General features: G+C 70.1%; 22 protein-coding genes. 9 read left to right on the forward strand and 13 right to left on the reverse strand.

Annotation, left to right across the window (positions count from 1 at the left end; translation table 11 throughout):
- Positions 1-280: 280 nt before the first annotated feature.
- Positions 281-922 (reverse strand): DNA-3-methyladenine glycosylase, encoded by a 642-nt coding sequence (locus AC068D_RS13510; protein ID WP_478823159.1) that lies wholly within the window; start codon positions 920-922, stop codon positions 281-283.
- Positions 923-1,006: 84 nt separating this feature from the next.
- Between AC068D_RS13510 and AC068D_RS13515 the strand changes: the two genes are divergently transcribed.
- From AC068D_RS13515 to AC068D_RS13525, 3 genes are all read left to right on the forward strand, one after another.
- On the forward strand, positions 1,007-1,789 hold the full coding sequence (locus tag AC068D_RS13515) for a sporulation protein (RefSeq protein WP_478823160.1): 783 nt from the start codon (positions 1,007-1,009) through the stop codon (positions 1,787-1,789).
- A 53-nt stretch (positions 1,790-1,842) separates the two neighbouring features.
- Positions 1,843-2,376 carry a YbhB/YbcL family Raf kinase inhibitor-like protein gene (locus AC068D_RS13520; RefSeq protein WP_478823161.1) on the forward strand — a complete coding sequence of 178 codons (534 nt, stop codon included), beginning with the start codon at positions 1,843-1,845 and terminating at the stop codon, positions 2,374-2,376.
- Between the two features lie 172 nt (positions 2,377-2,548).
- On the forward strand, positions 2,549-3,082 hold the full coding sequence (locus AC068D_RS13525) for an HNH endonuclease (RefSeq protein ID WP_478823162.1): 534 nt from the start codon (positions 2,549-2,551) through the stop codon (positions 3,080-3,082).
- A 161-nt stretch (positions 3,083-3,243) separates the two neighbouring features.
- On the opposite strand, the gene AC068D_RS13530 is transcribed toward AC068D_RS13525, so the two are convergent.
- From AC068D_RS13530 to AC068D_RS13545, 4 genes are all read right to left on the reverse strand, one after another.
- Complete coding sequence (locus tag AC068D_RS13530) at positions 3,244-4,020, reverse strand: sulfite exporter TauE/SafE family protein (RefSeq protein ID WP_478823163.1); 777 nt, start codon at positions 4,018-4,020, stop codon at positions 3,244-3,246.
- A gap of 80 nt (positions 4,021-4,100) precedes the next feature.
- Entirely contained in the window at positions 4,101-5,063 is a 963-nt protein-coding gene (locus AC068D_RS13535) for an SPFH domain-containing protein (protein ID WP_478823164.1), read from the reverse strand.
- 102 nt (positions 5,064-5,165) lie between these two features.
- Positions 5,166-5,594 carry an NfeD family protein gene (locus AC068D_RS13540; protein ID WP_478823165.1) on the reverse strand — a complete coding sequence of 143 codons (429 nt, stop codon included), beginning with the start codon at positions 5,592-5,594 and terminating at the stop codon, positions 5,166-5,168.
- Between the two features lie 76 nt (positions 5,595-5,670).
- Positions 5,671-6,462 (reverse strand): ABC transporter ATP-binding protein, encoded by a 792-nt coding sequence (locus AC068D_RS13545; RefSeq protein ID WP_478823166.1) that lies wholly within the window; start codon positions 6,460-6,462, stop codon positions 5,671-5,673.
- 133 nt (positions 6,463-6,595) lie between these two features.
- Here AC068D_RS13545 and AC068D_RS13550 point away from each other — a divergent pair, with 133 nt between their 5' ends.
- Positions 6,596-7,390 (forward strand): hypothetical protein, encoded by a 795-nt coding sequence (locus tag AC068D_RS13550; RefSeq protein ID WP_478823167.1) that lies wholly within the window; start codon positions 6,596-6,598, stop codon positions 7,388-7,390.
- A 75-nt stretch (positions 7,391-7,465) separates the two neighbouring features.
- On the opposite strand, the gene AC068D_RS13555 is transcribed toward AC068D_RS13550, so the two are convergent.
- From AC068D_RS13555 to AC068D_RS13565, 3 genes are all read right to left on the reverse strand, one after another.
- Complete coding sequence (locus AC068D_RS13555) at positions 7,466-7,708, reverse strand: chaplin (protein ID WP_478823168.1); 243 nt, start codon at positions 7,706-7,708, stop codon at positions 7,466-7,468.
- Between the two features lie 171 nt (positions 7,709-7,879).
- Positions 7,880-8,524: a response regulator gene (locus tag AC068D_RS13560; protein WP_478823169.1), complete on the reverse strand. Its 645-nt coding sequence runs from the start codon at positions 8,522-8,524 to the stop codon at positions 7,880-7,882.
- Positions 8,517-9,674, reverse strand: coding sequence for a GAF domain-containing sensor histidine kinase (locus AC068D_RS13565; protein WP_478823170.1), 1,158 nt, complete (start codon positions 9,672-9,674; stop codon positions 8,517-8,519). Before AC068D_RS13565 ends, AC068D_RS13560 begins: the two co-directional genes overlap by 8 nt.
- A gap of 186 nt (positions 9,675-9,860) precedes the next feature.
- Between AC068D_RS13565 and AC068D_RS13570 the strand changes: the two genes are divergently transcribed.
- The 3 genes from AC068D_RS13570 to AC068D_RS13580 all read left to right on the forward strand — a co-directional run bounded on the left by AC068D_RS13570 (position 9,861) and on the right by AC068D_RS13580 (position 12,642).
- A complete protein-coding gene (locus AC068D_RS13570; protein ID WP_478823171.1) occupies positions 9,861-10,565 on the forward strand; it encodes an SDR family NAD(P)-dependent oxidoreductase in 705 nt (234 codons plus the stop codon).
- Positions 10,562-11,644: an S-adenosylmethionine:tRNA ribosyltransferase-isomerase gene (locus AC068D_RS13575; RefSeq protein ID WP_478823172.1), complete on the forward strand. Its 1,083-nt coding sequence runs from the start codon at positions 10,562-10,564 to the stop codon at positions 11,642-11,644. Before AC068D_RS13570 ends, AC068D_RS13575 begins: the two co-directional genes overlap by 4 nt.
- Before the next feature lie 263 nt (positions 11,645-11,907).
- Entirely contained in the window at positions 11,908-12,642 is a 735-nt protein-coding gene (locus AC068D_RS13580) for a transglycosylase SLT domain-containing protein (RefSeq protein ID WP_478823173.1), read from the forward strand.
- Between the two features lie 103 nt (positions 12,643-12,745).
- Here AC068D_RS13580 and AC068D_RS13585 read toward each other — a convergent pair whose 3' ends face one another.
- Positions 12,746-15,292, reverse strand: coding sequence for an ABC transporter ATP-binding protein/permease (locus tag AC068D_RS13585; protein WP_478823174.1), 2,547 nt, complete (start codon positions 15,290-15,292; stop codon positions 12,746-12,748).
- Between the two features lie 233 nt (positions 15,293-15,525).
- Here AC068D_RS13585 and AC068D_RS13590 point away from each other — a divergent pair, with 233 nt between their 5' ends.
- Positions 15,526-17,175: a streptophobe family protein gene (locus AC068D_RS13590; protein ID WP_478823175.1), complete on the forward strand. Its 1,650-nt coding sequence runs from the start codon at positions 15,526-15,528 to the stop codon at positions 17,173-17,175.
- Positions 17,176-17,409: 234 nt separating this feature from the next.
- Positions 17,410-18,624: a phosphoserine phosphatase SerB gene (gene serB / locus AC068D_RS13595; protein ID WP_478823176.1), complete on the forward strand. Its 1,215-nt coding sequence runs from the start codon at positions 17,410-17,412 to the stop codon at positions 18,622-18,624.
- A gap of 228 nt (positions 18,625-18,852) precedes the next feature.
- Here the strand turns inward: serB and AC068D_RS13600 are convergent, their stop codons facing one another.
- From AC068D_RS13600 to AC068D_RS13615, 4 genes are all read right to left on the reverse strand, one after another.
- Positions 18,853-19,404: a SixA phosphatase family protein gene (locus AC068D_RS13600; protein WP_478823177.1), complete on the reverse strand. Its 552-nt coding sequence runs from the start codon at positions 19,402-19,404 to the stop codon at positions 18,853-18,855.
- Positions 19,405-19,492: 88 nt separating this feature from the next.
- Entirely contained in the window at positions 19,493-19,699 is a 207-nt protein-coding gene (locus tag AC068D_RS13605; RefSeq protein WP_478823178.1) for a hypothetical protein, read from the reverse strand.
- A gap of 168 nt (positions 19,700-19,867) precedes the next feature.
- Positions 19,868-19,984 (reverse strand): SGM_5486 family transporter-associated protein, encoded by a 117-nt coding sequence (locus AC068D_RS13610; RefSeq protein WP_478823179.1) that lies wholly within the window; start codon positions 19,982-19,984, stop codon positions 19,868-19,870.
- Between the two features lie 4 nt (positions 19,985-19,988).
- The gene (locus AC068D_RS13615; RefSeq protein ID WP_478823180.1) at positions 19,989-21,443 is read right to left on the reverse strand and encodes a CynX/NimT family MFS transporter; all 1,455 of its coding nucleotides are present in this window, start codon (positions 21,441-21,443) and stop codon (positions 19,989-19,991) included.
- Between the last annotated feature and the right edge of the window lie 76 nt (positions 21,444-21,519).

The following is a 21,519-nucleotide window of genomic DNA, read 5'->3' on the forward strand; positions in this document are numbered from 1 at the left end:
TTCGTTGTTTCCAACCCTACCAGATTCATTTTCCGTTCCGTTTCCGGTTCGGATTCTGTTTCCGGTGGCCGTTGGAGGGCCTTTGCCTTTCGGCGTGTTCACTACGTTAGCCGATTTCCCTGACCGCTCATAATCGAGTCGACCGAGCTGAATTTCGGCATGCCGAAATTGCCACCCGTTGGGGGTTCGTCGTAGGTAGTGGATGGCCGCTTCGGGGGCTGTAGAACAGCAGTCCCTTTTCAGGCGGCTCGGACTACGTTAGGCATCCCCAAACGCCGAGTCAAGTTGATCTACGACGCGGCGTGTGGGCTCGATAGGGGCTCACCGTGGGGTCGTCGAGGATCCAGTAACGCCAGGGATGATCTGCGCCCTCACCGCCCACTCCAGTGCGAGGACCGTTGCGTACCTGGTCAGGGGTGACAGGCGTGCCGGTGAGGATGCGCAGCGGGGCGCCGGGGCCGGCGCAGACGTCGGCGCCGTCCAGGACTCGGTCGACGTCGAGGGCCGTTGCCAGCCGGGCCGGACCTTTGGCCAGTTCCTTGTCATTCCGGGCCGAGATTCGACGTTTGCGGGCGAGCTCGGCACCCACGGTGATCTCTCCGGCACGCAGCAGGACTCCGCTCGCGGTTCCCTCGGGGCCGCACACCAGATTGAGGCAGTGCCACATGCCGTAGGTGAAGTAGACGTACGCGTGTCCGGGCGGACCGAACATCACTCCGTTGCGGGCGGTGCGGCCTCGATAGGCATGCGAGCCGGGGTCGGCCTGGCCCGCGTATGCCTCTACCTCTGTCAGCCGCAGTTCGACCGGGCCGTCGTCGGTCAGCCGTACCAGCGTGCGGCCGAGAAGGTCGGGGGCGACGTCGAGTACGGGGCGGTCGAAGAAGTCCCGGGGCAGCGGCATACGGTCGGGGCTCTCGATCATGCCGTGAGAGGGTACTCGCCCTCAGCAGGGAACCGGCTACCGTCTTCGCGCGTATGTAGGGGTCAGAACCAAGAAGGAGTGAACATGGGCTTCAAGAAGATGCTCGCAAGCCTGGGAGCCGGCGGTGCGTCCGTCGAGACGGAGCTGACCGAGGCGAACGTCGTCCCGGGCGGTGTCGTCCAGGGTGAGGTGCGGATCCAGGGTGGTTCGGTGAACCAGCAGATCGAGGGGCTCTCCGTCGGTCTGCAGGCGCGCGTCGAGGTGGAGGGCGGCGACCAGGAGGTCAAGCAGGACATCGAGTTCACCAAGCAGCGTCTCGGAGGCGCGTTCGAGGTGCAGGCCGGGGCGGTGCACGTGGTGCCGTTCGGGCTGGAGATCCCCTGGGAGACGCCGGTCACGACGATCGCCGGTCAGCGGCTGCACGGGATGAACATCGGTGTGACCACCGAGCTGGAGATCGCCCGGGCCGTCGACTCCGGTGACCTGGACCCGATCAATGTGCACCCGCTGCCCGCTCAGCAGGCGATCCTCGATGCGTTCATCCAGCTGGGCTTCCGTTTCAAGAGCGCCGACATGGAGCGCGGGCACATCCGCGGGACCCGGCAGCGGCTTCCGTTCTACCAGGAGATCGAGTTCTACCCGCCGCAGCAGTACCGGGGCCTGAACCAGGTCGAGCTGACCTTCATCGCCGACAACCGGGAGATGGACGTCGTGCTCGAGATGGACAAGAAGCCCGGGCTGTTCAGCGAGGGCAGCGACTCCTACCGCGCATTCCAGGTGGACCTGCACAACTTCCAGGGGACGGATTACGCCGCCTACCTCAACCAGTGGCTCGCCGATGTCAGCGGCCGTCGTAACTGGCTCTAGGCTCGGTGCCGTAGGCGCGTAAAGCGCAGGAACGCCGATTCGGAGGTTCAGACGTGACCGAGGCGAAGAGGGCTCCGCTGCCTCATGACTTCCACCCGCCGGTGCCGTCGTTCACGGTGACGAGTGCCGACATCGAGGCCGGGGCATCCCTGAAGGACGCCCAGGTCCACTCGGGTGGCAACACCTCTCCGGCACTGCGATGGGAGGGCTTCCCTGCGGAGACGAAGAGCTTCGCGGTGACGTGCTTCGACCCGGACGCGCCGACGGGCAGCGGCTTCTGGCACTGGGTGCTGTTCGACATCCCGGCATCGGTGACGGAGCTGCCGGCGGGTGCGGGCAGCGGAAAGTTCGACGGGCTGCCGGAAGGTGCCGTCCACGTCCGCAACGACTACGGGTCGAAGGACTTCGGCGGGGCCGCGCCGCCTCCCGGAGACGGTCCGCACCGCTATGTCTTCACCGTGTACGCGGTGGACAAGGAGAAGCTCGGTCCGGATGACGATGCGTCGCCGGCGGCCGTGGGCTTCAACCTGCGGTTCCATGCGCTGGCGCGCGCTCAGCTCGTCGGCGAGTACGAGAACCGCGGGTAGCGCCCCGAGGCTTCGCCGGTTGTTTGCCCGCTCCTGGTCTTGGAGAGACCAGGAGCGGGCATCTTTCGTTGTGCGCGGATATTGCGTTGTCCATCGCGGCGTGCCCGGCCAGAGTTGATCCCAGCCCAGAGCCCGCCACAAGGGCTGGGCCGGCACACGGGAGGTGGGCACAATGCGGGACACACTGGTACTGAATGCGAGCTTCGAGCCACTGTCGACGGTGACACTCAACCGTGCGGTGGTGCTGGTGCTGCAGGACAAGGCCGTCGTCGAGCAGGCCCACCCCGCACTCCTTGTCCGTGCGGCCGCGGTGGAGCTTCCGGTGCCCCGGGTGATCAGGCTGTGCAGATACGTACGGGTGCCGTTCCGAAGACAGGCGCCATGGTCGAGACGGGGTGTGCTGGTGCGTGACCAGCACCGGTGCGCCTACTGCGGAAGGCGCGCCACGACCGTGGACCACGTGGTGCCGCGCTCGCGGGGCGGTGCGGACAGCTGGCTGAACACGGTCGCCTCCTGCGCCGAGGACAACCACCGCAAGGCGGACCGTACTCCGGAGCAGGCGGGCATGCCGCTGCTGCACGAGCCCTTCGTCCCGACTCCGGCGGATGCGATGCTGCTGGCACTGCGGTCGGGTGAGCGGTCGGCACTGCCCGAGTGGCTGGCGGGGCAGCAAGTGCCGGAGCCTGTCGCCCGGTCGGCGGCCTGAGGGCCGTCCCTCACTACCTGGTGCTGCCGTCGTGCGCCGCCGGGGGTTGCGGGACAGCCCTCAGCGGCTGGGACGGGCGCGCGGATCCGGCATTGCGGAAGCAGCGCGGGGACGGGCAAGGGCCGGGAAGCCCGCCTCCTCAGGAGGCGGGCTTCCGTCCGTCAGCGCAGCACCAGCTGGACGATGGCGAGCGTGCCCACGAGCACGATCACGGTTCGCAGCACCACCGGAGAGAGCTTGCGGCCGACCTTGGCACCGATCTGGCCGCCGATGGTCGAACCGACCGCGATGAGCAGGGCCGCGGTCCAGTCGATGTCGGCGACGAAGACGAAGAAGAGCGCGGCAACGCTGTTGACGATCGCGGCGAGGACGTTCTTCACGGCGTTGAGGCGCTGGAGGGTGTCGTTGAGCAGGATGCCCATCAGGGACAGATACATGACGCCCTGGGCGGCGGTGAAGTAGCCGCCGTAGACGCTGGCGAGCATCAGGGTGATGAAGAGGAGCGGCCCGCCGTCGGGGTGGGGGTCCTCTGTTCCGCCGTGTTCGCGGCGGCGCTGCACGGCCTTGGAGATCCGGGGTTGCAGGATCACGAGTACGAGGGCGAGCGCGACCAGGACGGGGACGATCGTCTCGAAGGCCGTCGAGGGCAGCAGGAGCAGAAGCATCGCCCCGCCGAGGCCGCCGATGAGCGAGGCGAGGCCGAGGCGCAGGACGCGGCGGCGCTGGCCCCTGAGCTCCTTGCGGTAGCCGATGGCCCCGCTGATCGCCCCCGGTATCAGGCCGAGGGCGTTCGACACCGTCGCGGTGACCGGTGGGAGGCCGGTGGCCAGGAGTACCGGGAAGGTGATGAGCGTTCCTGAACCGACGATGGCGTTGATGGTGCCGGCTGCCGTACCGGCGGCGAAGACTGCGAGTACTTCCCAGATGGACAAAGCCATCTCCTCACATGATCAGTGTGTCGCCTCCCCGCCATGGAGGTCGAGGGGCCGCACCGATCATGCCCGACTGCGTGTAGGTGTCAGTCGATCGGGGGCTGCTCGCGTCGTTCCGTACCGCCGCCCTGCGGCGGGATGTTGCCCCCGTTGTTGCCGTTGTTGCCGGAGAGGGGGCCGCCGAAGCTTCCGATGGCGCCCGAGAGGCCCTTGAGTGCGTCCCCGATCTCGCTGGGCACGATCCAGAGCTTGTTGGCGTCGCCCTCGGCGATCTTCGGGAGCATCTGGAGGTACTGGTACGAAAGCAGCTTCTGGTCCGGGTCGCCGGCGTGGATGGACTCGAAGACCGTACGGATGGCCTGGGCCTCGCCCTCGGCACGCAGGGCGGCGGCCTTGGCCTCACCCTCGGCACGAAGGATGGCCGACTGCTTCTCGCCTTCGGCGGTGAGGATCTGGGACTGGCGGATGCCTTCGGCGGTGAGGATCGCGGCGCGCTTGTCACGGTCGGCGCGCATCTGCTTCTCCATCGAGTCCTGGATGGAGGTCGGGGGCTCGATGGCCTTCAGCTCGACGCGGTTGACACGGATGCCCCACTTGCCGGTGGCCTCGTCGAGGACGCCGCGCAGGGCCGCGTTGATTTCCTCACGGGAGGTGAGGGTCCGCTCCAGGTCCATGCCACCGATGATGTTGCGCAGCGTGGTGACGGTGAGCTGCTCGATCGCCTGGATGTAGCTGGCGACTTCGTATGTCGCCGCGCGTGCGTCGGTCACCTGGTAGTAGATGACGGTGTCGATGTTGACGACGAGGTTGTCCTGGGTGATCACCGGCTGGGGCGGGAACGGGACGACCTGTTCACGCAGGTCGATCCGGTTGCGGATCGAGTCGATGAACGGGACGACGATGTTCAGGCCCGCGTTGAGGGTGCGGGTGTAGCGGCCGAATCGTTCGACGATGGCGGCGCTGGCCTGCGGGATGACCTGGATCGTCTTGATCAGGGCGATGAAGACAAGCACCACCAGAATGATCAGGACGATGATGATCGATGGCATCGTGCTTCCCGTGCCCTTCGCTGCCGGACGAGTCTGATGATCAAGCTTCCCAGACCGCGGGTGGTCGTGGGAGTGGTTCGGTCACATACTCATGACGAATGGTCACATCACCACGGCTGTCGCTCCGTCGATCTCGACGACGTCGACCTGTTCGCCGGGGTCGAAGGCCCGTTCGGTGTCGAGTGCGCGCGCCGACCAGACCTCGCCGGCGAGCTTGATCCGGCCTCCGTTGGCGTCGACGCGTTCCAGTACGACGGCCTGACGGCCTCTCAGTGCGTCGACTCCGGTGGCGAGTCGGGGAAACTGCGCGCTGTGCCGCGCCGCGATGGGCCGTACGACCGCGATGAGCGCGACCGACACCGCGGCGAAGACCACCACTTGTGCCACCAGGCCGAAGCCCAGGGCCGCGGTGACGGCTCCCGCCACGGCTCCGGCGGAGAGCATGCCGAATTCGGGCATGGCGGTGAGGACGAGCGGGATGCCCAGTCCGACTGCTGCGATGAGCCACCACACCCAAGCGTCGATGTCCACATGGGCATGGTAATTCCGAGAACGCCGCCCCGACAGGGCGCGAACGCTCGCGAACTGCCTTCCGTACCGGGCGGGATCAGGAGAGCGGGAGCCCCTGGGCGGTCCAGCGGTCGCCGTTGCGCTCGACGAGGAGCGGCAGGCCGAAGCAGAGGGAGAGGTTGCGGGACGTCAGCTCGGTCTCCATGGGGCCGGCCGCGAGGACCTTGCCCTGACGGATCATCAGAACATGGGTGAAGCCGGGCGCGATCTCCTCGACATGGTGGGTGACCATGATCATTGAGGGCGCGTACGGGTCGCGCGCGAGCCGTCCGAGCCGGCGCACCAGGTCCTCACGACCGCCGAGGTCGAGTCCCGCCGCGGGCTCGTCGAGGAGGAGCAGCTCCGGGTCGGTCATCAGTGCGCGGGCGATGAGGGTGCGCTTGCGCTCGCCCTCGGAGAGGGTGCCGAACTTGCGCTCGAGGTAGTCGGACATCCCGAGGCGGTCGAGGAAGGCGCGGGCGCGCTCCTCGTCGACGGCGTCGTAGTCCTCGTGCCAGGTGGCGGTCATGCCGTAGGCGGCGGTGAGGACGGTTTCCAGCACGGTCTGGCGCTTGGGCAGCTTCTCGGCCATGGCGATACCGGCCATGCCGATACGGGGGCGGAGCTCGAAGACGTCGACCTTGCCGAGCCGGTCACCGAGAACGGTCGCGGACCCGGTGGTGGGGAAGAGGTAGCTGGAGGCGATGTTGAGGAGGGTGGTCTTGCCCGCACCGTTGGGTCCGAGGATCACCCAGCGCTCGCCCTCCTTGACCGACCAGGAGACGTCGTCCACCAGAGCGCGTCCCTCGCGGACCACGGATACGTCCACCAGCTCCAGTACATCGCTCATGAGCGCGTTGTCTCCCCATGCAATCGTCGAGAGGTCTCGGGAGTCCGGTGTGCCCGTGGGCGCAGCTCCCAGGGAAAACCTACGCCACCGGCCGGGTGCGCCGACGGCCCGGTCCGGTACCTAGGCTGGGTCCATGCTCTCGGAACCTCGCTCAGGACGACTGGCCTCATGGGGAAATGCCCTGTTGGCTGGGTTTGTATCACCCGATGACGCGGTGCAGGCGATCGTCGGTGACGACGCGGTGCACCGTGTGGAGGGCCTGCCGGGCGAACCGGGCCCGGTCGGGCTCTCGCTGGCGCTGGGGCGGCTGCGCGGGCTCGGTGTGAGCGGCTTCCGCGTCGCGCTGCCGGCGCCGGGACATCCGCTGGGGCTCAGCGGGCCGCCCGACTTCAATGCGCGGGCCCTGGAGGCCGAGGAGGCCGTCGTCGGCCACGGTGCGGCGTACGGGCTGGTGCCGGAGGTGCACGAGGCGGGGCCGGCCGGCGATGTGCATGTGCAGGTGGTCTGGCACTGTCTGCCGGTACGGGAGGCTCCTCCTGCCGATGTGCCCTCGCTCGGGGAGGCCGAGCGGGAGCTCGCGGAGGCCCTGCGGGAGGCGACAGCGGTGCTGTCGCGGCTCGATGTGGCCGGGTCGGGCCCGGTGGCGGAGGCCGCGATGGACGCATACCGCGCACGGGCCGAGACGGGCGCGGGGCGGGAGGTGCTGGCCCCCGGGTATCCGCCGCGTGCGGCACGGGTGCTGGAGCTGGCACAGCGGGTCGGGCTGCTGATCTCGCTGGCCTACGACAACGGACACGGCGGAGCGGTGAGCGCCTCCGAGATGGCGGCGCGGGGCGCGGCGCTGCGGCCGGTGGAGCGGGTGGCCCGGCGCGCCCAGGTGGCGGCGTACAACGCGTATGTGGAGGAGCGCGAGCGGGACAGGCCATGACGCGACCGGACCCCGGGCGAGGTCGCCCGGGGTCCGGTGGTCACTCCTGCAAGAGGGAGTCCCGGCGGTGCTCGATCAGCCGTTGACGCCCAGGTTGCCGAAGGCCGGGTTGAGCGCGCCGATGACGTTGACGGTGTTGCCCACGGCGTTGACGGGGACGTGGACCGGGGCCTGAATCAGGTTGCCGGAGCCGACACCCGGGGAGTTCACGGCCTGGCCGCCCGCGTGCGCGCTGGTCGCGGATGCGGCACCGGCCGCAGCAGCGACGAGGCCACCGGCGACCATGGAGACGGCAACGGCCTTCTTCAGGTTCTTCACTTCACGATCCTCCTGGTCTCGCTGCAGCGGGATCGCCGCAGCACGCCATGAAGAACGTCGGCCCGCCCGTCCGGATACGCCGTATGGGCGACATACACACGACGGTATGAATCTCACACTGCGCGGGAACCGGCCCGGTCGGCGCACCGGCTACCTGCTGAAACGTTCTGATCAGCCGGCGAGCCCATGGCGCACCGCCCAGAGCGCCGCCTGTGTCCGGTCCGCCAGATCCAGCTTCATCAGAATGTTCGACACATGGGTCTTCACGGTCTTCTCGGAGAGGACCAGGGCGCGGGCGATCTCGCGGTTGGAGCGGCCGTCGGCGATCAGACCGAGCACCTCGCGTTCCCGCTCGGTCAGTGATGTGCCCCGGCCCGGCCCGGTGCCGAGGTCGTCCTGGGAGAGCAGTGCCACGGCGACCTCGGGCTGCAGCAGCACATGGCCCGCGTGCACCGAGCGGATGGCGCCGGCCAGTGCGTCGGGGTCCACGTCCTTGTAGACGTAGCCGGAGGCTCCCGCGCGCAGCGCGGGGACCACGGTCCGCTGCTCGGTGAAGCTCGTGACCACGAGCACCTTCGCCGGGTTGTCGAGGGCGCGGAGCTTGCGCAGAGCCTCGATCCCGTCGGTGCCCGGCATCTTCACGTCCATCAGGACGACGTCCGGCTTCAGCTCCTCGGCACGGGCCACGCCCTCGGCTCCGTCCCCGGCCTCCCCCACCACCTCGATGTCGTCCTGCACCTCGAGGAAGGTGCGCAGGCCCCGCCGGACGACCTGGTGGTCGTCGACCAGCAGCACACGGATAGTCCTGTCAGCCACCGGGGACCTCCATCTCGATCGTCGTGCCCTTGCCGGGCGTCGACTCCACCGTGAGTGTGCCGCCGACTCCGCTCGCCCGGTCGCGCATCGAGACGAGGCCGAGGTGGCGGCCGGCCCTGCGGACGGAACCGGGCTCGAAGCCCTTGCCGTCGTCCTTGACGCTGAGGACCGCGCCATGGCCGCGGCGGGCCAGGCTGACGGCCACCAGCCCGGCGCCCGCGTGCCGCAGAGCGTTGTGCAGGGCCTCCTGGGCGACCCGCAGCATGGCCTCCTCCTGTGCCGCGGGCAGGGCGCGCACCCCGCCGCCGTCGAAGGTGACCCGTGCGGTGTGGGCGCGGTCGAGGACCTGGATCTGCGTACGGAGCGTGTTGACGAGGCCGTCCTCGTCGAGCGCGGCGGGGCGCAGCTCCACGACCGCCGCCCGCAGTTCGTCGGCGGCCTCGGCGGCGAGTGCGGCGACCTGCTGGAGCTCGCCCTTTGCCCGTACCGGGTCCCGGTCCACCAGCGTGGCGGCTGCCTGCGCGGTCAGCCGCAGGGAGAAGAGCTTCTGACTGACGGCGTCGTGCAGTTCATGGGCCAGCCGGGAGCGCTCCTCGGAGATGGTGAGCTCGCGGCTCCGCTCGTACAGCCGGGCGTTGGTGAGGGCGATCGCGGCGTGCTGGGCGAGGATCGAGAGCAGCTGCTCGTCGTCCGCGGTGAATCTGCAGCTGTCCTCCCGTGCGTCAGTGCCCCGGGAGCACCTCTTGTTGGCGAGGAAGAGCGCGCCGATCGTCTCTTCGCCGTCCTTGATGGGAACGCCCAGGAAGTCCGACATATCGGGGTGCGCAGAGGGCCAGCCCTCGAAGCGGGGGTCCTTGCGCACATCCGCGAGCCGCTCGGTCTTCGCATCCCTGAGCATCGCGGCGAGGATGCCGTGCTGGCGTGGGAGCGGCCCGATGGCCCGCCACTGCTCGTCGCTGACGCCGTCGACGACGAACTGGGCGAAGCCTCCGTGATCATCCGGCACGCCCAGCGCCGCGTACTCGGCGTCGAGCAGCTCGCGGGCCGAGGCCACGATCGTCTTGAGGACGTCGCGTACCTCGAGATGCCTGCTCATGGCGAGCAGAGCGGTGCTCACGGCGGCCAGGCCGGCGCTGGGTCGATGGCTCATGGGATCACCGTACCGGCGCGATGTGACCGTGCGTATCGGGCTGTGGACGGCCGCTGTGCGGGACCCGGGACGTAGGCCCAAATGCCCTGGCCGGTAGGGGCCCGGGGACGAGGCGGCGGGGAGGGCGGGGGCCCCAGTCTGGGTGCACCGGAACGGAGCCGCAGAGGGACAGAGGGGATGGACGGCATGCCTGTCGCGATCATCACGGGTGCGTCGAAGGGGCTGGGGCGTGCGCTGGGTGCGGCGCTCGCACAGCGGGGGTGGGATCTGGTGCTGGACGCGAGGACGGCGAAGGTACTGGAGGGGACCGCCGGCGAACTGGAGCGGTACGGGACCCGGGTGGTGGCACTGCCCGGGGATGTCACGGATCCGGAGCACCGTGCGGAGCTGGTGTCCGCCGCCCGGGACCTCGGCTCGCTCGATCTGCTGGTCAGCAATGCGAGCGCACTGGGCGCGGAGCCGCTGCTGCGGCTGGCGGAGTTGCCGCTCGAGGGCCTGCGAGTGGCGCTGGAGACCAATGCGGTGGCGGCGCTCGGGCTCGTGCAGAAGGCTCTGCCGCTCCTGCGGGCGGGCTCCGCGGGCACGCCGGGTGCGGTGATCGCGGTGAGCTCCGACGCCGCGGCGGAGGCGTACGAGACATGGGGCGGATACGGCGCGTCGAAGGCCGCGCTGGACCATCTCGCCGCGGTCCTGTCGGTGGAGGAGCCGTGGCTGCGGATCTGGACGGTGGATCCGGGGGACATGCAGACCGATCTGTACGCGGCCGCCGTGCCCGGCGACGACGGGCCCCGGCCGGCCCCGCAGTCCGTGGTCCCGGCATTCCTGGGGCTGCTGGAGGAACGTCCGGCCAGCGGACGGTACACGGCGTCCTCGCTGCTGGGGGCCCGGTGAACGTGCTGGAGGCGCTGCGGGTGCCGGACGAGCTGTCGGCACGCGTACCCGCCGAGGTGCGCGGGAGCGGGCGTGACGACGTGCGGCTGATGGTGTCGCGCGGGACAGCGGTGTCGCACCATGCGTTCCGGCAGCTGCCGGAGCTGCTGAGGGCCGGGGACGTCCTGGTGGTGAACAGGTCCCCGACGCTGCCCGCCGCGGTGGACGGTCGGCTGCGCGCGGAGCCGCTGGTGGTGCACTTCTCCCTGCGCGGGGACGACGGCCGCTGGGCGGTCGAGCTGCGCACCCCGGACGGGGCGGGCAGCACGCTGCCCAGGGCCGGCGGTCCGGCGGGGGCGCGGATACGGCTGCCGGACGGTGGAGTGCTGCGCCTGGAGGAGCAGCTGGTCGCGGGCGCGGACCGGCTGTGGTGGGCGTCCGTGTCGGTCTCCGTTCCCGAGCTGATGAGCCGCTGCGGAAGGCCCATCCGGTACCGCTACACGGAGCGTGATCAGCCGCTGTCCGCGTACCAGACGGTGTTCGCGCTGCCCGGGTCCGACGGCTCGGGTTCCGCCGAGATGCCGAGCGCCGCCCGGCCGTTCACGGAAGGGCTGGTGGCGGAGCTGGTGCGCCGGGGGGTGCAGTTCGCCCCGATCACCCTGCACACGGGTGTGGCCTCGGCGGAGGCGCACGAGCCGCCGTACCCGGAGCGCTTCGAGGTGCCTGCGACGACGGCATGGCTGGTGAACGCCGCCCGTGCGGGCGGCGGGAGGATCCTCGCCGTGGGGACGACGGCGGTCCGGGCACTGGAGTCGGCGGCCGGGCCGGACGGGGTGGTGCGGGCGGCCTCGGGCTGGACCGGTCTCGTGGTCACCCCGGGACGTGGGGTGCGGGCGGTTGACGGCCTGCTGACCGGGCTGCACGAGCCCGAGGCCTCGCATCTGCTGATGCTGGAGGCGATAGCCGGGCGCGAAGCCCTGGCGGCCGGTTATGCCGAGGCACTACGGCGTCTCTACCTCTGGCACGAGTTCGGGGATCTGCACCTCGTCCTCCCGAATGACACCGGTGACACATTGCATTGCGCGAGCAACTCCGCGTAAGGCCGCCTCGACCCGGATGTGAGCCCTGACATAGGACCCACATCACTTACGAAGCTCGCTAGTGGATACATATAGGACATCTGAGCAGGGCAGTGTGGGTGACTTGTCCGATTTTGCGGCTTCCGGCTCTACTACGTGGGATCGTACGTCACACCTTTGCCACAGGATTTTGCGGCCGCTAAGAATTGCGTCCGTCGCCGCCGAGATGGCGCTGAGCCACCCCGGCCGTCGCGACTCCCGCTATTCGAAGAGGTACGTCTCGCATGTTCGCGTCCCGCACTTCCGGTTCCGCTCGTCTGTCCAAGACCCACAAGTTCTCGATCGCCGGTGTGGCCGCCGTTGGCGTCTCGGCTCTCGCGTTCTCCCTCGTCCCGGGCAACGCTTCCGCCGAAGCGGAGACGCAGGCTGTCTCTTCCGCGAACGTCGCATGGTCGACCGGTGTCGACACGGCCAAGGCCGCCGCGCTGCAGGCGAGCATCGCCAACCAGTCCTCGTTCGTCGACGCGCAGGCCAAGCTGGCGGCGAAGGCCAAGGCCGACGCCGCCGCCGCGCTGAAGGCGAAGGCCGAGGCCCAGGCCGCCGCCAAGGCGAAGGCCGCCGCTGCCGCCAAGGCCGCTGCCAAGAAGCGCGCCGTGGAGCAGGCCGCCAGCCGCGCCGCCGCCCGTAAGCCCGTCTACGCGAACAACCTGGACGGCTGGATCCGCGAGGCCATGGACATCATGAAGAAGCACAACATCCCGGGCACCTACGAGGGCATCCACCGCAACATCATGCGCGAGTCCTCCGGCAACCCGCGTGCGATCAACAACTGGGACATCAACGCCATCAACGGCGTCCCGTCGAAGGGCCTGCTGCAGATCATCAAGCCCACCTTCGACGCGTACCACGTCCCCGGCACCGCCTGGGACCAGTACGACCCGGTCGCCAACATCGTCGCGTCCTGCAACTACGCGGCCGACCGCTACGGCTCGATGGACAACGTGAACAGCGCCTACTGACGGACGCTGCGGGCCTCAGGGCCTCAGGGCTGTGTGGCGTCACACATACGCCGAAGGGCGGCACCCGTGCGGGTGCCGCCCTCGGCGCGTGTACGGGCCGTGCCTACTTGCGCATGACCTCGGGCTCATGACGGCGCAGCAGACGCGCCACCGCGAAGCCGCAGGCGATGCCGATGAGCAGCAGGATGGTGATGTTGACGCCCCACTGACCGGCCGTGTGCTCCCACAGCGGATCCAGGTCGCCGGGGTTCTTCGGGTCCCACGGCGGCATCAGATGCCCCAGGTCGAGAGTGGCGCCGGCACCGGCGATGGCCCAGCGGGACGGCATGAGCCAGGCGAACTGCTCCAGGCCGGGCGAGCCGTACACCTGGAAGAGGATGCCGGTGAACACGACCTGGACGATCGCGAACATGACCAGCAGCGGCATCGTCTTCTCGGCGGTCTTCACCAGCGAGGAGATGACCAGGCCGAACATCATCGAGGTGAAACCGAGCGCGGTGATCGTGACGCAGAGCTCGACGGCAGGCGGCATGACCAGGCCCTCTTCGGGCAGCTCGCGGGAGGCGAAACCGATGGCGCAGATGATCACGCCCTGGATGGCCGTGATCACGCCGAGCACGATCACCTTGGACATCAGATACGCCGAGCGGGACAGACCGGTGGCCCGCTCCCGTTCGTAGATCACCCGTTCCTTGATCAGCTCTCGGACCGAGTTCGCGGCACCCGAGAAGCACATGCCGACCGCGAGGATCAGCATGATCGTGCCGGCGTCGCCGTTGAACCGGGACGGGGGTTTCGGCGCCGCCAGACCGAAGTCGGCCGGGATGACCACGCTGACCACGCCGAGGACGGCCGGCAGCACCACCATCAGGCCCAGGAAGCCCTTGTCGGACGCGATGACCGAGGCGTAGCGGCGGATCAGGGTCCACAGCTGGGAGCCCCAGCCCTGCGGCTTCGGCGGCTTGACCGCGGCCTGCGGGGGCATCTGTACGGGCTGTGCAGCAACCGCATCGATGTCCGCGGCGTACATCTGGTAGTGCTGCGAGCCCTTCCAGCGGCCCGCCCAGTCGTAGTCGCGGTAGTTCTCGAAGGCGGAGAAGACGTCGGCCCAGGTGTCGTAGCCGAAGAAGTTGAGCGCCTCCTCGGGCGGGCCGAAGTAGGCCACCGCGCCGCCCGGGGCCATCACCAGCAGCTTGTCGCACAGGCCGAGCTCGGCCACCGAGTGCGTGACCACCAGGACCGTACGGCCGTCGTCGGCGAGGCCGCGCAGCAGCTGCATGACGTCGCGGTCCATGCCCGGGTCGAGGCCGGAGGTCGGCTCGTCCAGGAATATCAGCGAGGGCTTGGTCAGCAGCTCCAGGGCAACGGACACACGCTTGCGCTGGCCACCGGAGAGGGAGGTGACCTTCTTCTCCTTGTGGATGTCGAGCTTGAGCTCGCGCAGCACCTCGTCGATGCGGGCCTCGCGCTCGGCCGCGGCGGTGTCACCGGGGAAGCGGAGCTTCGCGGCGTACCTGAGGGCCTTCTGGACGGTCAGCTCCTTGTGCAGGATGTCGTCCTGCGGGACCAGACCGATGCGCTGGCGCAGCTCGGCGAACTGCTTGTAGAGACTGCGGTTGTCGTAGAGGACGTCGCCCTCGTTGGCGGGACGGTAGCCGGTGAGCGCCTTCAGCAGCGTCGACTTGCCGGAGCCCGAGGGGCCGATGACGCCGATCAGCGACTTCTCCGGCACACCGAACGAGACGTCCTTGAGGATCTGCTTGCCACCGTCGACCGTCACCGTGAGGTGGCGGGCGGAGAAGGTGACCTCACCGGTGTCGACGAACTCCTCGAGGCGGTCGCCGACGAGCCGGAAGGTGGAGTGGCCCACACCGACGATGTCGTTCGGGCCGATGAGCGCCGAGCCGGACTTGGCGAGCGGCTGGCCGTTGACATAGGTGCCGTTGTGGGAACCGAGGTCGCGGATCTCGAAGCGGCCGTCGGGCGTGGCGTGGAACTCGGCGTGGTGGCGGGAGACCTGCAGGTCGGAGACCACGAGCTCGTTCTCGAGTGCACGGCCGATGCGCATGACACGGCCGAGGGAGAACTGGTGGAAGGTGGTCGGGCTGCGGTCGCCGTACACCGGGGGCGCCATGCCCGGGTCCTTCTGTGCGAGGCGTTCGGCGGGGCCCTGCTGGTGCGGGACCTGCGCCTGGTGCGGCGCCGGGGCCTGCTGCTGCCACTGCGGAGCCGGCGCCTGGGCAGCCTGCTGCTGCCACTGCGGAGCCGGCGCCTGGGCGGCCGCCTGCGGGACCTGCTGCGGGACCTGCTGCGGAGCGGCGCCCTGGGCGCTGTACGCGTCGGCCGCGGAGCCCGTGAGGCTCAGCCGCGGGCCGTCGGTGGCGTTGCCGAGGTGTACCGAGGAGCCGGGGCCGATCTCCATCTGGTGGATCCGCTGGCCCTGCACATAGGTGCCGTTGGTGCTGCCGTGGTCCTCAATGGACCAACTCCGGCCGCTCCAGCTGATCGTGGCGTGCCGCCACGAGACTCTGGCGTCGTCGACCACCATGTCCCCCTGCGGATCCCGCCCCAGGGTGTACGACCTGGACGGGTCGAGGGTCCAGGTCCTTCCGTTCAATTCCAGTACGAGTTCCGGCACTCCATGCCCCACTAGTTGTCCCCCGAGTTACCCCCGTCAGAGGGAGTCTAGGGATGGCGAACATCGTGAGGAACTATTTCAGGCCCGCTCCCGTATCCGAAAGCCGGGCTGTGCGAAGACGGAGTCCGGGCCCGCACCCACGCGCCGTTGACGGAGGAGAAACGCACCCGGAGAGTGGTAAGCACCCATGAGTGCGCACGGATCAGGCATGAAGGGGACAAGTCCGTACGGATCGGGGGGTCCTGATGGCGGCGAGCGACAGCAAGGACCTCGAACGCCCGGTGCCATGGGGTGATGTGGTGCTCGCCTCGATCGCCGCGGTGAGCTGGGCGATGGCCGGGATGGCGGGGGCGGCGGCACTCGGACTGCATCTGCTGGGCGCGGATGCGGGCGGCTCGCTCGGACCGATGACCGCCGCGGTGACGGTGCTCGCGGTCGGAGGATCCGTCACGCCTTCCGGTGATGTGTCCGTGTTCGGACTGGAGAGCGCCGAGGCGTCCACGGCCGTCGACTTCACGCCACTTGGGGTGGGACTGGTCGGAGCGCTGCTGCTCGCCCACTTCTTCCTCCGGTCGCTGCGCGGTGCGGACGCCCGGATCTCGGCGGCGGAACTGGCAGCGCGGGCCGCTGTGTTGGTGGCGCTGTTCCTCGGCGTGGTCGGCGGTCTGGCCTGGGCGGGACACGACGTCATCACCCTCGACGGCGGTGCACTCGGCCTCGAGGACCTGCCGGACGGGGGCGGCGGCGGGATCGAGGTGCCCGGGCTCGGGGACATCGGTGACATCGGGGGGTTGCTGCCCGACCGGCTCGGGGACCTGGTGCGGGCGAAGGCATCGGTCGGTTTCAGCGTGAACACCGCGGACTCACTGGCGGGCGCCCTGTTCTGGGTACTCGGAGTGCTGCTCGTCGCCCTGCTCGCCTCACGCCGCACGCCCCTGCCGCAGGGCTGGGACGCCGTGCACCGGACGGTGCGGCCGGCGGCGTCCGCAGTGGTCACGATCCTGCTGCTCGCCGTTGCCGCAGGGGCCGCAGCGGCCGCCTCTGCGGCTGTCGACGACGAGCACCCGGCGAGGATCGGCGGAGCGGCCCTGCTCGGGGCCCCGAACGGTGCGTGGCTGGGTACTGCGCTGGGCCTCTTCGTGCCCTGGGAAGGACGGGTGACCGGCGAGCCGGCGAAGGTGCTGCCCGATCCGCTGGACGAGCTGCTGCGGGTGTCTGCGGACGAGCCGGTGACGGTCGGCCGGCTGGCGGAGCTCGACACCCGGGTGTGGCTGCTGGCGGTGGCCTGCGCGCTGCTGATGCTGTGCGCCGGTGCACTGGTCGCGGTACGTACACCGCGGCAGGACGGGGCCGGTGCGGCGCGGTTCGCGGGACGGTGCGCCGTGTCGCTGGGAGCGGTGACGGCGATGGCGCTGCCACTGCTGGTGATGCTGACGGCGGTGTCGGCGGATGCGTCGCTCACGGTGCTCGGATTCGACGCGTTCGGGGCCGGGGTCGAGCTGCACGGAAATCCCGGGACGGCCGTGGTGCTGGGGGCGTTGTGGGGGGCGGGGGCGGGTGGTCTCGGCGCTCTCCTGGCGTCCGCCACCGATACGGCCGGGCGTCGTGCGGCACCGTTCGCGAGGGCCGGGCGGGCGGATCCGGCCCCGGCGGCGGGGCCGTACCGGCCCTCCGTGCCGTATCGCCCTCCGAACGCGGATACGAACCCGTATCTGCGGTTGCCGGGGGACGGCGTACACGGGGCGCCGACGGTGGCGGGGCCGGTCCTGCCAACGCCGTGTCCGCCCCGGAACCCGCCTCCTCGTCCGCCTCGGCGTCCCCGGCGGACAGGGCTGCCGCAGGACCGGCCCCCCGACGGACCGCCGCCGCCGGGGGTCCCGCCGAGCCGGCGCTGAGGCCCGCGGACGGTCCGTGCACGGGGCCTCACCCGGCCGGCGCTGCTCCCACCGCCCATGAACGGCTGCTCGCGACAGGCCGGCCGTACGCTGCCGACATCTCAGGTCCGACCTGCCGAAACCCGGAAGTCACCGGCTGGACTCCGGAGAGCGGGCCCTCGCCGCACCCGTGGTGTCCGGTACGCGGGACGGGGCGGCGCGTGGCACGGAGTGCCCGATAACGTGGGTACCACCATGAGCGCATCGCAGCCCCTCAAGACGACCGACGTCCCCACCCTTCTCGTCAAGATCTTCGGGAAGGACCGCCCCGGGATCACGGCCGGGCTCTTCGACACCCTCGCTGCCTACTCGGTCGACGTGGTCGACATCGAGCAGGTCGTCACACGTGGCCGTATCACCCTGTGCGCACTCGTCACGGAGCCGTCCGTCGGGACCGAGGGCGAGCTGCGGTCCACCGTGCACAGCTGGGCCGAGTCGCTGAAGTTGCAGGCCGAGATCATCTCGGGCACCGGCGACAACCGGCCACGAGGCAGCGGCCGTTCCCATGTCACCGTGCTCGGACACCCCCTGACCGCGGAGTCCACTGCCGCCATAGCGGCGAGGATCACCGGCACCGGGGGCAACATCGACCGTATCTTCCGGCTGGCGAAGTATCCGGTGACCGCGGTGGAGTTCGCGGTGTCCGGCTGCGAGACCGAGCCGCTGCGCACCGCGCTCGCGACCGAGGCAGCGGAGATCGGCGTGGATGTCGCCGTCGTGTCGGCCGGGCTGCACCGCAGGGCGCAGCGGCTGGTGGTCATGGACGTGGACTCCACCCTGATCCAGGACGAGGTCATCGAGCTGTTCGCGGCCCACGCCGGCTGCGAGGACCGGGTGGCCGAGGTGACGGCGGCGGCGATGCGCGGCGAGCTGGACTTCGAGCAATCGCTGCATGCGCGTGTGGCGCTGCTGGCCGGACTCGACGCCTCCGTGGTCGACAAGGTGCGCGCGGAGGTCCGGCTCACGCCCGGCGCCCGCACACTGATCCGCACGCTGAAGCGGCTCGGCTATCAAGTCGGCGTGGTCTCGGGCGGGTTCACCCAGGTCACGGATGATCTGAAGGAACGTCTCGGCCTTGATTTCGCCTCCGCCAACACGCTCGAGATCATGGACGGGAAGCTGACCGGACGGGTGACCGGCGAGATCGTGGACCGTGCGGGCAAGGCACGGCTGCTGCGCCGGTTCGCGTCGGAGGCGGGCGTACCGCTGGCGCAGACGGTCGCGATCGGCGACGGGGCCAACGATCTGGACATGCTCAACGCGGCGGGGCTCGGGGTCGCGTTCAACGCCAAGCCGGTGGTGCGGAAGGCCGCCGACACGGCGGTGAACGTGCCCTTCCTCGACGCGGTGCTGTATCTGCTCGGGGTGACGCGCGAAGAGGTCGAGGCGGCGGACGTCGTCGACCACTGAGTCACGCTGTCGGCGACCGGACACGGGCGGCGACGGGAGGGGCCGGTCCGGCTGTGCGCCGGCACCGGCCGCCGACACGGCCCGTGACGGCCGGGGCGGGCCGGAGCCCTGACCGAACGGCCGGTGACAGCTCCGGCTCATGACGGAGCCCGACCGGTGACGGGACGGAAAGGCCCCGGTGCGCGCAGCGCAACGGGGCCAACCGGTCCGTCGTACGGGGCGGTTCGGTTACTCGTGCGGGGCCCAGTAGTCGAGGAGCTTGCCCGCACCGTGCTCGACCGTCTTCCAGGACCCGGAGAACCCGAGGACGGCGAAGGCGCCGGTCGGGAAGCCGCCCCGGTTCATCCTGGCCAGGGCGTCGCCGTCCACCTCACCCGCAAGCGCGTCGGCGAGGGCGTGCATCCCGGGGTTGTGGCCGATCACCAGGAGATCGCCGATGTCGTCCGGGGTCTCGTTGAGCAGCGCGAGAAGGTCCCCGAGGGAAGCCTCGTACAGTCGCTCCTCGTACACCGTGCGAGGGCGATGCGGCAGCTCGTGGACGGCCAGCTTCCAGGTCTCGCGGGTTCTCACCGCGGTCGAGCACAGGGCAAGGTCGAAGGTGATACCGGTGTCGGCCAGCTTGCGCCCGGCGACGGAGGCCTCCGCGCGGCCCCGCTCGGCGAGCGGCCGCTCGTGGTCGGACACCTCGGGCCAGTCGGCCTTGGCATGGCGGAGTAGGACGATCCTTCGGGTTTCGGGGGATCCGGGGGGCGTCCCCTCGGAGAACTCAGCGGCGCTCATGTTCCCCAGCTTCGCATGAAATCAGCCATCAGGCGCAGGGTGTTGACGTGCAGGACCGTCGCGGGTGACATGGGCCGGGTGAGCTCGCTCAGGAGCCGGTCAGGGTCTGGATGCGGTCCAGGACGAACCCGACCGAGGACTCTCCGGTGGCGGCGTGGGCCTGGCCTGGGGCGGTGATCAGCACCAGCAGCGCCGAGAAGGCGATCACCGGCAGCGCGACGGCCCACCACGGCAGCCGTATGTCGACGCCGCCGCCGGTCCTGGCGTGGGACCGGGTGTGGGTACGGGCCGCCATGGCCGCCTCCGCGAGGTCTGAGGTGAGCTGCTGAGCTGCTTCAAACCTACGGATCCCGGGCACGCCCTCCCATCCGGTGAGCCACCCACTTCACCCTGACACCTGCCCCCTAGGGGACGGGGGCACCGGCCCGACCCGGCCGTACGGCCCGGTCCGCCGGGCCGGGGCTCAGGGCGCCGCGATCGTGGCGATGATGCCGATGACCACACCTATGGCGATCATCGCGCCGAAGATCAGCAGGAGCTTCTTCTGGCCGTCACGGGGATTCGGGTCGAGCACTGGCATACGTTCAGTCTCGCATCCCCGCTTCGGCCTCGATCGTCCGGTCCCGCCCGGCCAGAATGCCGACGACGATCTGCGGCACCATGAGCCCCGCCATCAGCGCGAGCGGAAGCCCCCAGCCACCGCTGTGGCCGTAGAGGGCGCCGACCAGGGTCGGTCCGGGAATGGAGATCAGATAGCCGGTGCTCTGGGCGAAGGCGGAGAGCCGCACGACGCCCGCGCCGGTCCGCGCCCGCATGCCGATCATCGTCAGGGCGAGCGGAAAGGCGCAGTTGGAGATGCCCAGGAGCAGCGCCCACGCCCAGGCACCCGCGGCCGGTGCGGCGTACAGGCCCGCGTAGCCCGTCAGTCCGCACAGGCCGAGGGCGACCACGATCGGGCCCTGGCTCGGCAGCCGCGTGGCCACGCGCGGGATCACGAACGCGAGCGGGACTCCCATGACCATCGTCACCGCGAGCAGCACACCGGCGGTGCCCGCGCCGACCCCGGCGTCACGGAAGATCTGCGGCATCCAGCCCATCGTGATGTAGGCGCCGGTGGCCTGGAGGCCGAAGAAGCAGGCGAGAGCCCAGGCGGTGCGGCTTCGGGTGATGCGCAGGCCCGATTCGGGCCCTGCCTGCGCCGACCCGGTGCGGCCGGGCGGAGGCGCTGCGGCCGCCCGGACCGGGTCACGGTCCCGGCCCCGGTCACGGTCCCGGCCCGGGTCACCGTCCCGGCCCCGGTCACGGTCCCGGCCCCGGTCACCGTCCCGGCCCGGGTCGCGCCGCAGCGCGAGCCACGGCAGCACCGCCACGGCGGCGAGACAGGCCCAGACGGCGAGACCGGTACGCCAACTGCCGCCCAGGGTCTCGGCCATGGGGACGGTCGCGGCAGCGGCCACCGCGGTGCCCAGCGACAGCGCCATGGAGTACAGCCCGGTGACGCTGCCGATACGGTCGGGGAAGTACCGCTTGACGATCACCGGCATCAGGACATTGCTGACGGCGATGCCCATCAGGGCGAGGGCGCTGGCCGCGAGAAAGCCCGTCGTGCCGTGTGCGAGGGGTCGTACCAGCAGACCTGCGGCTATGGCCGCCATGCCGGCGCAGACGATGGCGGCGGGGCCGAACCGGCGGGCGAGCCGTGGTGCAGTGAGACCGAAGACGGCGAAGCAGAGCGGCGGCAGGGAGGTCAGCACGCCGGCCGCACTGCCGCTCATGCCGAGCCCGTTGCGCACCTCGTCGAAGAGCGCGCCGAGACTGGTGATCGCCGGACGGAGATTCAGTGCGGCGAGGACGAGACCGACGGCCACGAGCCGGGTGAGCCGGACCGGGGGCCCGGCGTCGGCAGCGCCGAGGGAGACGGAGCCCGTGGAGACTGAAGCAGCGGAAGCCGCGGAAGGGGGTTCCGCAGGAGATGCTGCGGATGTACGGACGGCCGTGCCGGCAGGACTCAGCGGCTGGATCTGGGGCTCGTCGGACATGGAGCCATCATAGAATCATGGGATGATTGATTGTCCAATCCCGGACGATCTCTCGAGGACCGAGCAAGAGCCCAAG

This window comes from Streptomyces sp. NPDC043861, from assembly GCF_056435905.1.